The sequence below is a fragment of the Vibrio rotiferianus CAIM 577 = LMG 21460 genome, assembly GCF_002741985.1.
Classification (GTDB): Bacteria; Pseudomonadota; Gammaproteobacteria; order Enterobacterales; family Vibrionaceae; genus Vibrio; species Vibrio rotiferianus.
On record NZ_APHW01000027.1, the window covers coordinates 1 to 11,813 of the forward strand.

At 45.1% G+C, this 11,813-nt stretch carries 8 protein-coding genes, 13 tRNA genes and 1 rRNA gene; 16 read left to right on the plus strand and 6 right to left on the minus strand.

Annotated features, from left to right (window positions below):
• Positions 1–151: 151 nt before the first annotated feature.
• The 3 genes from glsB to trmB all read right to left on the minus strand — a co-directional run bounded on the left by glsB (position 152) and on the right by trmB (position 2,934).
• Positions 152–1,072: a glutaminase B gene (gene glsB / locus B853_RS12840; protein ID WP_005425799.1), complete on the minus strand. Its 921-nt coding sequence runs from the start codon at positions 1,070–1,072 to the stop codon at positions 152–154.
• A gap of 102 nt (positions 1,073–1,174) precedes the next feature.
• On the minus strand, positions 1,175–2,203 hold the full coding sequence (locus tag B853_RS12845; RefSeq protein WP_038886316.1) for a TRM11 family SAM-dependent methyltransferase: 1,029 nt from the start codon (positions 2,201–2,203) through the stop codon (positions 1,175–1,177).
• An 11-nt stretch (positions 2,204–2,214) separates the two neighbouring features.
• Positions 2,215–2,934 carry a tRNA (guanosine(46)-N7)-methyltransferase TrmB gene (gene trmB, locus B853_RS12850; protein WP_038886314.1) on the minus strand — a complete coding sequence of 240 codons (720 nt, stop codon included), beginning with the start codon at positions 2,932–2,934 and terminating at the stop codon, positions 2,215–2,217.
• A 203-nt stretch (positions 2,935–3,137) separates the two neighbouring features.
• Here trmB and mutY point away from each other — a divergent pair, with 203 nt between their 5' ends.
• From mutY to B853_RS12930, 16 genes are all read left to right on the plus strand, one after another.
• Positions 3,138–4,214: an A/G-specific adenine glycosylase gene (gene mutY / locus B853_RS12855; protein WP_038886311.1), complete on the plus strand. Its 1,077-nt coding sequence runs from the start codon at positions 3,138–3,140 to the stop codon at positions 4,212–4,214.
• Between the two features lie 19 nt (positions 4,215–4,233).
• Entirely contained in the window at positions 4,234–4,506 is a 273-nt protein-coding gene (locus B853_RS12860) for an oxidative damage protection protein (protein WP_005425792.1), read from the plus strand.
• Positions 4,507–4,592: 86 nt separating this feature from the next.
• Complete coding sequence (gene mltC, locus B853_RS12865; protein WP_038886310.1) at positions 4,593–5,723, plus strand: membrane-bound lytic murein transglycosylase MltC; 1,131 nt, start codon at positions 4,593–4,595, stop codon at positions 5,721–5,723.
• 109 nt (positions 5,724–5,832) lie between these two features.
• Positions 5,833–5,908, plus strand: a tRNA-Phe gene (locus tag B853_RS12870).
• A gap of 65 nt (positions 5,909–5,973) precedes the next feature.
• A tRNA-Thr gene (locus tag B853_RS12875) sits at positions 5,974–6,049 on the plus strand.
• Between the two features lie 7 nt (positions 6,050–6,056).
• Positions 6,057–6,132, plus strand: a tRNA-Phe gene (locus B853_RS12880).
• Positions 6,133–6,174: 42 nt separating this feature from the next.
• A tRNA-Asn gene (locus B853_RS12885) sits at positions 6,175–6,250 on the plus strand.
• Between the two features lie 70 nt (positions 6,251–6,320).
• A tRNA-Thr gene (locus tag B853_RS12890) sits at positions 6,321–6,396 on the plus strand.
• 7 nt (positions 6,397–6,403) lie between these two features.
• Positions 6,404–6,479 (plus strand) — tRNA-Phe (locus tag B853_RS12895).
• 42 nt (positions 6,480–6,521) lie between these two features.
• Positions 6,522–6,597: transfer RNA gene (locus tag B853_RS12900), tRNA-Asn, on the plus strand.
• Positions 6,598–6,891: 294 nt separating this feature from the next.
• Positions 6,892–8,517 carry a methyl-accepting chemotaxis protein gene (locus B853_RS12905; protein WP_038888010.1) on the plus strand — a complete coding sequence of 542 codons (1,626 nt, stop codon included), beginning with the start codon at positions 6,892–6,894 and terminating at the stop codon, positions 8,515–8,517.
• A 234-nt stretch (positions 8,518–8,751) separates the two neighbouring features.
• Positions 8,752–8,827, plus strand: a tRNA-Phe gene (locus B853_RS12910).
• Positions 8,828–8,878: 51 nt separating this feature from the next.
• Positions 8,879–8,954, plus strand: a tRNA-Thr gene (locus tag B853_RS12915).
• 21 nt (positions 8,955–8,975) lie between these two features.
• Positions 8,976–9,051: transfer RNA gene (locus B853_RS12920), tRNA-Asn, on the plus strand.
• Positions 9,052–9,091: 40 nt separating this feature from the next.
• Positions 9,092–9,167, plus strand: a tRNA-Thr gene (locus B853_RS12925).
• A 15-nt stretch (positions 9,168–9,182) separates the two neighbouring features.
• Positions 9,183–9,258: transfer RNA gene (locus B853_RS12930), tRNA-Asn, on the plus strand.
• Between the two features lie 155 nt (positions 9,259–9,413).
• On the opposite strand, the gene B853_RS12935 is transcribed toward B853_RS12930, so the two are convergent.
• The 3 genes from B853_RS12935 to rrf form a co-directional block, all read right to left on the minus strand.
• Positions 9,414–10,850 (minus strand): NAD-dependent succinate-semialdehyde dehydrogenase, encoded by a 1,437-nt coding sequence (locus B853_RS12935; RefSeq protein WP_010450366.1) that lies wholly within the window; start codon positions 10,848–10,850, stop codon positions 9,414–9,416.
• A gap of 633 nt (positions 10,851–11,483) precedes the next feature.
• Positions 11,484–11,561 (minus strand) — tRNA-Asp (locus B853_RS12940).
• Between the two features lie 32 nt (positions 11,562–11,593).
• Positions 11,594–11,710, minus strand: a 5S ribosomal RNA gene (rrf, locus tag B853_RS12945).
• Positions 11,711–11,813: the final 103 nt, after the last annotated feature.

An 11,813-nucleotide genomic window follows, 5' to 3' on the forward strand; every position in this document is an offset into this window, starting at 1 on the left:
ACTAAGCCGATGTTGCAAGTCTTTGTCTCAGCTAAAAATAACAAAGGGTTGGCGCTCAAACGCCAACCCTTTCTTTTATTCGTAACAACACTTATCTAAAACGAAGCGTTCCCAAAGGACGCAGTCCGTCCTCGCTTCTCGCCTCTTTTCCTTAGAAAATCGAACGACCAATGCGCTCGGCAAGTAGCTCAAGCGCTTTAGTACCAGCAAGTGAGTTGCCAGATGCATCAAGCTCTGGTGACCAAACAGCAATTGTCATTTCACCCGGAACGACAGCGATGATGCCACCACCAACACCTGACTTACCCGGCATACCAACGCGGTAAGCAAATTCACCAGCACCATCGTACAAGCCACAAGTAGCTAGCAGTGCATTCAACTGTTTGGTTTGCGTTGGTGATACCACAGGCTTACCCGTTTGTACCGACGTGCCTTTATTGGCTAAGTAGCTAAAGGTCTTCGCGAGATCGACACAGCTCATCTTCAATGCACACGCATGGAAGTAGTTTTGCAGAACAGGGATAACCTCGTTCTCGAAGTTACCAAATGAACGCATCAAGTACGCAATCGCAGCGTTGCGGTCGCCATGCATCATTTCAGAAGCTGCAACCACTTTGTCGTACACGATATGAGTATCACCAGATAGCTGACGAGCAAATTCCAATAAGCGCTGACGAGGCGCAGAGAGACGGCTTTGCAGCAAATCAGCAACCACAATAGCACCGGCGTTAATGAACGGGTTACGTGGAATGCCCTGCTCCATCTCTAACTGGATCATCGAGTTAAACGCCTGACCAGAAGGCTCTTTACCTACACGACACCAGATCTCTTCCTGCTTGTACAAGCACATAGCCAGAGTCAGGCTCAACGCTTTTGAGATCGACTGAATCGAAAACGACTCTTCTGCATCGCCCGCTTTAATCACTTCACCTTCATTGGTATATACCGCAATACCCAGTTTGGTATTGGGTACTTTTGCCAATGCGGGAATGTAGTCGGCGACTTTGCCTTGACCAATTAAAGGGCGAACTTCCGCTAGAATGTCTGTCAAAATTTGCGCTGTAGGTTTCATCTTCTACCTTCTTGTCACAAGAACCCAAATAGCTGGGCCCAGAGGTAAAAAAAGCCAACGCGGACGTTGGCTTTTCCATGGAATTTATTCGACTCAAGTCGATTATGGTTTTATTGCCACAATGATGTTGCGGTTGATGGATTGATCAACGCGGTGAAGATAACCGATGTAAGGCTCTTCTGAAAGCACCTTCCACCCTTGCTCTTCAAATAATGACGCCACGTCTTTCCACTTCAAAGTGAATTCGTTGAAAGACAGCACCACAGAACCTTGTTTCTTCAACACCACTTTCCATGCAGGCAGAGCCTCTTTCAGAAGCTCCAGTGGGCTGCGGTTCAGTTTGCTGTCTTTGGCATTTTTGCTGCCGTGTTGCACGCCGTAAGGCAAGTCTGACACCATCACATCTACCGAGTTCTTCTTCACAACTTGGTCAGCAATACGCGTATCTGCTGAGTACAGCTTCATCGTTTGAAGATTACCTTTGTTGTAATCGTCTTTGTCCGCTGCAGCCTCAACCACGAAGCCATCTGCCACTTTTTTACCACCAGAAGTGCGCTTTTCTTTGCTCACTTTGTGCTTAAAGCGACCGTTCTTCATGAACTTAACGATGAAGGTTTGGATCTCTTGAACCCATTTCTGGTTGATCTCAACACCCACAACATTCAAGCCGTGGATCAAACCTTCAAACAGTGTTGTACCTTTACCACACATAGGATCCATCAGCGTCAATTGCGCACTGCCCGTGTTGGCAGCACTTACACCTAGGTTCACCATCAAACGCGTAAACTGCTCGTTTGTTTTACCTGTGTAACGCAGGATCTGGCTCATGCTCTCAGGAAAAGTATTGAATGCAGGCGCCTGAATTGGACGTAATAAGCCATCTTCACGCACTTCAAATAGCGCGTAGTAGATAGATGACGCAGCAATCTTGCCTGCCTGTGCTTCACTTAGTGCTGTTTCGCAAGAGAACACAAGTGCAGCTGGAAGACCCACGTCTTTATTGCCAATTTCAGTTACTTCAACACCTTCCGACGCCAAAATCGCTTTTAGCTCAGAACATGCAATCGTCATAGCGCTATCAAAGTAAATACGGTTATGACCCGGATTCGCTAATATCGCGTAGTGGTACATCTACTGGCTCCTTAAGCAGTACGCTTGAATTTGATATCCCACACACCGTGACCTAGACGGTGACCGCGAGCTTCAAATTTAGTCAGTGGACGCTCTTCTGGACGAGGAATGAAGTCGCCTTCTTCAGCGATGTTTTCGAAACCAGGTGCTTGGTTCATGATTTCAATCATGTGCTCAGCGTAGTTTTCCCAGTCTGTCGCCATGTGGAAGATACCTTCATTAAGGATAAGCTTCTGACGAACCATTTCAGCGAACTCAAGCTGTACGATACGACGCTTGTGGTGACGCTTTTTGTGCCATGGGTCTGGGAAGAACAGTTGTAGCGTTGCTAGGCTGCCATCTGGGATCATGTGTTCGAATACTTCCACCGCATCGTGACACATTACACGTAGGTTCGTGATACCTGCTTCGCGAGCATCGGCAAGACAAGCACCAACGCCTGGGCTATGAACTTCGATACCGATGAAGTTTTTCTCTGGCGCGTTCTTTGCCATTTCAACCAATGAAGCACCCATACCAAAACCGATCTCAAGCACTACTGGGTTATCGTTGCCAAATACTTCTTTCCAATCAAGAAGTTCTGCTTTGTAGTCGATACCCATTGTTGGCCAGCACTCGTTCATCGCATTCTCTTGGCCCTTAGTTAGACGACCTTCGCGACGCACGAAACTGCGGATTTTACGGATCATTTTACCGTCTTCGTTGTATTCGTTAGTGGTTACTTCACTCATTGATTTTGCCTGCACATTGATTAATCAAAGCGGGGATTATCCAAAGAATTCACTTAGGTGCAAGTATTTGTTGAGCTATCGGACTATGGCAGCCCAAAAGCAAACAAATCAGACACAATATCCCCACAGTTTATCTGTTGTACTTACACCACAATCTGTGGTGCAATTTTGCTCCTAACCAATAATAGAATACAGAGCAAGTCGTGACACCTTTCGCCAGTGCCATCTTAGAATGGTATGACGCATATGGAAGAAAAGATCTTCCGTGGCAACAAAACAAGACCGCTTACAGTGTCTGGTTGTCTGAAATCATGCTTCAGCAAACTCAGGTCACTACGGTTATCCCTTATTACCAACGCTTTTTGGAGCGCTTCCCGACCGTGGTCGATCTTGCCAATGCTGAGCAAGATGAAGTGCTGCACCTTTGGACCGGCTTAGGTTATTACGCACGTGCTCGTAACCTTCATAAAGCCGCAAAAGAGGTCGCCCATAAATACAATGGTGAGTTCCCTTTAGACCTAGAGCAGATGAATGCCTTACCGGGGATTGGTCGCTCCACAGCCGCCGCGGTACTGTCCTCTGTCTATAAACAGCCACATGCGATATTAGATGGCAACGTAAAGCGCACACTTTCACGCTGCTTTGCCGTAGATGGATGGCCGGGACAAAAGAAAGTCGAAAACCAATTGTGGGAAATCGCAGAGACGCACACACCACGAACGGATGTCGACAAGTACAACCAAGCCATGATGGATATGGGTGCCATGATGTGTACCCGCAGTAAGCCTAAGTGCACCTTGTGTCCGGTCAACGGGCTTTGTGTAGCAAAGAAACAAGGTAATGTGCTTGATTACCCGGGTAAGAAGCCGAAAAAAGACAAGCCGGTCAAGCAAACACGTTTCGTTATGCTGCATCACAAAAATGGCGATAGTCACGAAGTGTGGCTAGAACAAAGACCGCAGACGGGTATTTGGGGCGGGCTATTTTGCTTTCCGCAAACTGAGCATATTGATGTGGAGAGCGATATCGATTTACTACTTGAACAGCGTGGTATTCAAGCTAGCGACATTAAACATCAAGAGACGCTGATTACATTCCGCCACACATTCAGTCATTACCACCTTGATATCACGCCGATTTTGATTGACCTGTCAAAGCAACCTAATGTGGTGATGGAAGGTAACAAAGGTCTTTGGTATAACTTATCTAAACCTGAAGAAGTCGGTTTGGCAGCCCCAGTAAAACTGTTACTGGAAGCGCTACCCCACGAGCTTCGTTAATTAATTGCAAGGAGTCATTATGAGCCGCACTGTTTTTTGTGCTCGACTAAAGAAAGAGGGCGAAGGTCTAGACTTTCAACTTTACCCAGGTGAACTAGGTAAACGTATTTTCGATAATATCTCGAAAGAAGCTTGGGCTCAGTGGCAGCACAAACAAACTATGTTGATCAACGAGAAGAAGCTCAACATGATGGATCCTGAACATCGCAAACAACTTGAGACTGAAATGGTGAATTTCTTGTTCGAAGGTAAAGATGTTCACATCGAAGGCTACACGCCACCAAGCGAATAAAGCAAACTTGTTTTAAAACAATGACATCACAACCAACCTTGTGGTGTCATTTTTATATTAGAGCCCACAAAGCCATCTCAATAGTTATGAAAAAAATTGCCTTTATTGCTACCGCACTCTTAATGGCAGGTTGTAGCCGCGAATTCGTCGAGCAAATTTACGACGTCAATTACGAGCCAACCAACCGTTTTGCCAACAACTTAGCAGAACTGCCGGGACAGTTTGAAAAAGACACCGATGCACTCGATGCACTGATCAGCAGCTTCTCTGGCAACATTAAAAAGCGTTGGGGCCAACGCGAAGTGAAGTTTGCAGGTAAAAGCAATTACGTAAAATACATTGATAACTACTTGAGCCGCGCTGAAGTCGACTTCCAAAAAGGTGTGATTACCATAGAAACGGTTTCTCCAACAGAGCCACAAAAACACCTTAAGAACGCCATTATCACCACGCTTTTAACGCCAGATGATCCGGCTAACGTTGACCTGTTCTCTTCCAAAGAAATCAAATTGGAAGGTCAGCCCTTTCTCTATAAACAGGTTGTCGACCAAGACAAAAAGCCAATTCAGTGGTCATGGCGAGCAAATCGCTTTGCCGATTACCTAATCGCAAATCAAGTCAAAACCAAGGATGTCGACTTTAAGAAAGCGTATTACGTTGAAATCCCAATGGTGGAAGATCACTTCTCGCAGCGCAGTTACCAATATGCTGATATCGTGCGTCGTGCCTCGAAGAAATACGACATCCCTGAAGATTTGATTTACGCCATCATCAAAACCGAAAGTAGCTTTAACCCGTACGCGGTAAGTTGGGCAAATGCGTATGGCTTGATGCAGGTTGTTCCAAAAACGGCTGGCCGTGACGTATTCAAGCTGGTGAAGAATCGTTCTGGGCAGCCAAGCCCAGAATATTTATTTAACCCAGAGAACAACATTGATACCGGAACGGCTTACTTTTACATCCTTAAAAACCGTTATTTGAAAGATGTACAGCACCCAACCTCGTTGGAGTACAGCATGATTTCTGCTTACAACGGCGGAACTGGTGGTGTTTTAAACACTTTCCATCGAACTGATCGCAAACGCGCAATGAAAGATTTAAATTCTTTACAGCCAAATCAAGTTTATTGGGCATTAACAAAAAAACATCCAAACGCAGAAGCACGTCGTTACCTAGAAAAAGTTACAAATTTCAAAAAGGAATTTAACGCTGGATAAACTTTAGCGCGACAGTTGAATAAAAAGCGTTCGAACAACCACTTTTTTGAAATTATTTAAAAAAAGTGGTTGACGCAAAGCAGGAAAATCCGTTTAATAGCGCTCCGTTGCCCGGATAGCTCAGTCGGTAGAGCAGAGGATTGAAAATCCTCGTGTCGGTGGTTCGATTCCGCCTCCGGGCACCACAATTTGATTTGTTGGTGTCTTAACTAAATGTTATTGCACGAACGAAGCACAAAGAATATAGTGTGCCGACTTAGCTCAGTAGGTAGAGCAACTGACTTGTAATCAGTAGGTCACCAGTTCGATTCCGGTAGTCGGCACCATTCTTTTGCCTCGATAGCTCAGTCGGTAGAGCAGAGGATTGAAAATCCTCGTGTCGGTGGTTCGATTCCGCCTCGAGGCACCATATTTGGTGCGCTTGCTTAAAGCAAGACACAAACAGAATAGTTCCTCCTTAGCTCAGTTGGTAGAGCGACGGACTGTTAATCCGCAGGTCACTGGTTCAAGTCCAGTAGGAGGAGCCAACTTCTAGAGTTTCATGTAAATGAGATTCTTAAAAATGAAGAGTTAACTCTTCTAAAAAGAATAAAGTGTGCCGACTTAGCTCAGTAGGTAGAGCAACTGACTTGTAATCAGTAGGTCACCAGTTCGATTCCGGTAGTCGGCACCATTCTTTTGCCTCGATAGCTCAGTCGGTAGAGCAGAGGATTGAAAATCCTCGTGTCGGTGGTTCGATTCCGCCTCGAGGCACCATATTTGGTGCACTTGCTTAAAGCAAGACACAAACAGAATAGTTCCTCCTTAGCTCAGTTGGTAGAGCGACGGACTGTTAATCCGCAGGTCACTGGTTCAAGTCCAGTAGGAGGAGCCAACTTTGAAAGCCAAGTCTTCGGACTTGGCTTTTTTCTTATCTGCAACACTCCCTCCCCTCTCTACTTTCATTTCCTTCTTTTCCTTTTCTCATCAATCTCCCCTCGAAACCTCGTTATAAACTCATACTTCATTTGATAAAAAGCACTTATTTCACGCTAAAAATTTAATCCAAATCATAGTTTCAACATTGATGCATAGGCGCTTGTGTACAAGTTCAATATGATGAATTTATTATTACGCCCCCTAATAAGCTATGCATTGCATAGTAAATAACACGCCTTGTGAGCTAACTATGAAATTAAAAACTCAAGCCTATTTATTATCTGCAATCATTTTGATTGCCCTGCTTGCTTTGACCGCAACGGGTCTTTGGACACTGCGTGTCGCAAGTAATCTAGATAACAAAGCTCGAGTTACAGAGCTATTTAAGAGTGCCTATAGCATTCTGACTGAAGTCGAGAAAATGGCAGTGGAAGGCAAAATGCCGGAAGACGAAGCAAAATCACTAGCGACTCGCCTACTTCGCAACAATATCTACAAAGATAACGAATATGTGTATGTTGCAGATGAAAATATGATGTTCGTAGCAGCACCGCTTGACCCTCAATTACACGGCACAAGTTTCCATGACTTCCGCGATGGCGATGGCAACAGTGTTGGCCAACTGATCTTAGATGTTCTGGGTCGAAAGACAGGTCAAATCGTTGAATATACTTGGACACAGAAACTGCCTGACGGCACGATTGAAGAAAAGCACTCTATCGCAGAGAAAACCCCGCACTGGAACTGGGTTGTCGGTACAGGCATTGGCTTTAACGAAGTAAATGCGCGCTTCTGGTCTACAGCGCAGTGGCAGCTTGCACTGTGTCTAGCGATCGCAGGAGCTATCCTGGGTGGTTTAATTATCTCTATCCGTAAAATGCTTAACCTGCTAGGTGGTGAGCCAAATGACGTACGTGAAGCAGTTCAAGCGGTTGCTCAGGGTAACATCCAAACCAGCTTTGAGTACGCAGCACCTAAAGACAGTATCTATGGCGCCGTACAGGAGATGAGTCAATCGTTAGCTAAGATGGTTACTAACTTGGACGAATCAATGCATGCATTACGTTCAGAGCTGTCTGCTGTAGAGTCTCGCTCTAATTCCATTGCTGATTTGACCATGTCTCAACAACAATCAACAGCCATGATCGCAACCGCTATGACAGAAATGGCATCGTCAGCAAACCATGTAGCAAGTTCAGCAAGTGATACAGCACACAACACTGATGAAGCCGACAAACAGAGCCAGCACACACAATCACTGATCCACAGCACGGTAGACAACATTCAGGGCCTAGCAACGCAACTAAACACAGCAAGCAAAGCCGTGGCAGACCTAGATCAGGACGTAAACAGCATTGTTAAAGTGCTAGATGTCATTGGTGATATTGCAGAACAAACAAACCTACTGGCGTTGAATGCCGCAATTGAAGCTGCACGTGCAGGTGAACAAGGTCGAGGCTTCGCAGTTGTTGCAGATGAAGTTCGTAACTTAGCAGGTCGTACGCAAGATAGCACAAAAGAGATACAGCAAATGATCTCTAACCTACAAGAAGGCTCACGTAACGCAATTCACACGATGGAAGTTTGTGCTGAAACTAGTGAAAGTACTGTGACAGAATCAATGAACGCGTCAGAAGCACTACAGCAGATCGTCACAGCATTAGAGTCAATCACTGGTATGAGTCAACAAATTGCTACGGCAGCGGCAGAACAAACTCAAGTGAGTGATGATATTGCACACCGTATTAATCTCATTGAAGAAAGTGGTAGCCAGCTAAATGTCGTAGTGACAGAAAGCCAATCAAGCACACAAACATTGGCATCTTTGGCTGATGAGCTCGAAGGCTGGGTCAACAAGTTCTCTGTAAAGCACTAGTTTAAAGTCAATTGTTCAATAAAAAGCACGTTTTAGGACGTGCTTTTTTTGTTTTTACTGATAAATAATAGCTACCGCCTTCTAAAACCGATGGCCGACATTGCCTATCAGGTGGTGATATTATGTCAAAAATGCATAAAAACACCCCATTACGCACACAAAAACAGCAAACGATATTTTTTTTGTATTTTATTGTTGACCTAAAAGCCGAAAAGCCTTTTAATACACCTCGTCGCCCGGATAGCTCAGTCGGTAGAGCAGAGGATTGAAAATCCTCGTGTCGGTGGTTCGATTCCGCCTCCGGGCACCACAATTTAAAATTGTTGGTGTCTAACACGAACAATATAAAGAATAACGGTACGCCGACTTAGCTCAGTAGGTAGAGCAACTGACTTGTAATCAGTAGGTCACCAGTTCGATTCCGGTAGTCGGCACCATTTATTCTTACACAAGATAATTCCTCCTTAGCTCAGTTGGTAGAGCGACGGACTGTTAATCCGCAGGTCACTGGTTCAAGTCCAGTAGGAGGAGCCATCTTTCAGTTAGTAAGTCGATTACTTATTAACGAAAATGTGCCGACTTAGCTCAGTAGGTAGAGCAACTGACTTGTAATCAGTAGGTCACCAGTTCGATTCCGGTAGTCGGCACCACTTATTAAAATTTGTTCCTCCTTAGCTCAGTTGGTAGAGCGACGGACTGTTAATCCGCAGGTCACTGGTTCAAGTCCAGTAGGAGGAGCCATATTAGAAAAAGCCGCATCACTTGATGCGGCTTTTTTGCATCTGAAGAAAATCCACTGCCCCCCCCATCCGCCTTTCTCTGAATAAACAAAAAGCCAGGTGATGTACCCAGCTTTCTCTTTTTTGTTTCGTATCAGTGAGCAGCTAAACTGAAGACTAGCTCAAACCTCCAAGACAGATGTACTTAGTCTCTTGATACTCATCCATGCCTTGCTTAGCACCTTCACGACCAATGCCAGATTCTTTAATCCCGCCAAACGGCGCAACTTCCGTAGAAATAATTCCTTCATTTACCCCTACCATGCCATATTCCAAACCTTCACTAAATTTGATGATGCGCTTCAAACTATCGGTGTAGAAGTAGCAAGCTAAACCATATTCTGTGTCATTCGCCATCGAGAGCACTTGTTCATCGTCATCAAAACTAATGACTGGCAGAACCGGACCAAACAACTCTTGTTGCACGATCGCCATACCTTGTTCGACATTACCTAAGATAACTGGCTCCATAAAGCGCCCAGGGCGTTTTTGAGGCTGATTAAGTATCGTTGCTCCTTCTTGTACTGCCAGATCGATCACCGCCTCTAGACGATGCTTAGAGGCCATAGTAATAACAGGACCAAGAGTTGTATTTTCCTCAAGACCATTGCCGACTGTAAGGCTTGCAGCTTTATCTAACAGCTTAGTTAAGAACATCTCCTTTACGCTCTGATGCACATATAAGCGGTTGGTACACACACAGGTTTGTCCGGCATTACGAAACTTAGAAGCAATCAAACCATTAGCTGCAGCTTCTAAATCTGCATCGTCAAAAACAATAAAAGGCGCGTTTCCACCTAATTCCATAGAAGCTGCTTTAACCGTATCACTAGCCTGCTTCATTAAGATCTTGCCTACACGCGTAGAACCAGTGAAAGAGATCTTCTTAATGCGAGGATCGGTACTCAAAACTACGCCAAACTCCGCGGCTTGTTCAGAAACAACAGTAGACAATAGAGCTTTAGGAATACCAGCCTGATGAGCAAGCTCCACCACAGCCAGAGCAGTCAAAGGAGTTAATTCAGAAGGTTTAATGATCATCCCACATCCCGCAGCCAAAGCAGGCGCCGCTTTTCGAGTGATCATTGCAATAGGGAAATTCCATGGTGTAATCGCTGCACACACGCCTACGGGCTGTTTGATGGTAGAGAGGCGTCTATCTACAGCAGGAGTAGGAATAACCTCACCATAGGCACGTTTAGCCTCCTCTGCGAACCATTCTACAAAAGAAGCTCCGTATGCGACCTCTCCACGACTTTCAGTAAGGGGTTTACCTTGTTCTAAGGTAATGATGTTCGCGATGTCTTCCGTATGCTCTACAAGCAATTGGAACCACTTTTTCAGGGAAGTGGAACGTGCTTTAGCGCTGAGCTTTGCCCATTCGATTTGAGCTAACTTACATGCCTCTATTTGCGCATCGAGCTCGTCCAAAGAACTAGGCTTTAAGCGAATCAACTCTTTTTCAGTGGCAGGATTAATAACTGCAATCCCATCTTGAGAAAAAAGGTTTTCGAATAAGACTCTTAGCGTTTCACTTTGTATCTGCTGCATCATTAGATTGTACTCCCAAAAGAATCTGTATTAGGTTAATCCTTCCAATGAACAAGAGTAAAGCAAACATAGTTTTCTTCGGCCTTTACTCATGCGAACAGCAACCTGCTTTTACACTTTGAACTGCCATGAATAGACGGACTAACGTACCAATGATATTCACTCATCTCAAAGTGACATCATTTTGCACTAAAAAGATATACACCCACTCAAAGGCTAGATTCGTAAATAAACGGCAGGAAACATACACTGAGAATAGTTTAACCTTTTAGATGAACAAATGGGGGGGGTTACAGACTACAGGCAAGCCCTTACAAGGTTCTTTACCTAGAAATAAGGCACAATTTTACTTTCTAAAGAAGTGAGCAAACAGCTAGGATTGCAGGTAATTGACCTCTTACACAATAGCGACTCATTCGCTGGTAGACGAACAGAGCGATTAGATACTAAAAAGCGCTATCACTTCTTCCGGGACGTGTTATTTAGGGCTTTGCCTGAATAAGTGGCGAGTTGGCGGAGCGACTGGGCTTGCACTCAATTGGACTCACACACGAGCGGGACTCGTTGGTCGTAGACCAAAATAATAGTGCAAACGAAAAAGCCCTAGCATTTCTGCTAGGGCTTTGTCTGAATAAGTGGCGGAGCGGACGGGACGTCGAACCCGCGACCCCCGGCGTGACAGGCCGGTATTCTAACCAACTGAACTACCGCTCCGCACTGGTTAGACATTTAAGTCTAAATTTAAAGCCTGGCGATGTCCTACTCTCACATGGGGAAGCCCCACACTACCATCGGCGCTAATTCGTTTCACTTCTGAGTTCGGAATGGAAATCAGGTGGGTCCAAATCGCTATGGTCGCCAAGCAAATTCTTTAATCTGGAAAGCTGTTTTCAGTTCTTAACACATTCAATGTTCTTACATTGAGTCCATCAAAACCCCTTGGGTGTTGTATGGTTAAGCCTCACG

Coding starts and splice junctions, on each gene's coding strand:
- glsB (WP_005425799.1), bottom strand. CDS start 1,072: ATGAAACCTACAGCGCAAATTTTGACAGACATTCTAGCGGAAGTTCGC.
- B853_RS12845 (WP_038886316.1), bottom strand. CDS start 2,203: ATGTACCACTACGCGATATTAGCGAATCCGGGTCATAACCGTATTTAC.
- trmB (WP_038886314.1), bottom strand. CDS start 2,934: ATGAGTGAAGTAACCACTAACGAATACAACGAAGACGGTAAAATGATC.
- B853_RS12860 (WP_005425792.1), top strand. CDS start 4,234: ATGAGCCGCACTGTTTTTTGTGCTCGACTAAAGAAAGAGGGCGAAGGT.
- mltC (WP_038886310.1), top strand. CDS start 4,593: ATGAAAAAAATTGCCTTTATTGCTACCGCACTCTTAATGGCAGGTTGT.
- B853_RS12905 (WP_038888010.1), top strand. CDS start 6,892: ATGAAATTAAAAACTCAAGCCTATTTATTATCTGCAATCATTTTGATT.
- B853_RS12935 (WP_010450366.1), bottom strand. CDS start 10,850: ATGATGCAGCAGATACAAAGTGAAACGCTAAGAGTCTTATTCGAAAAC.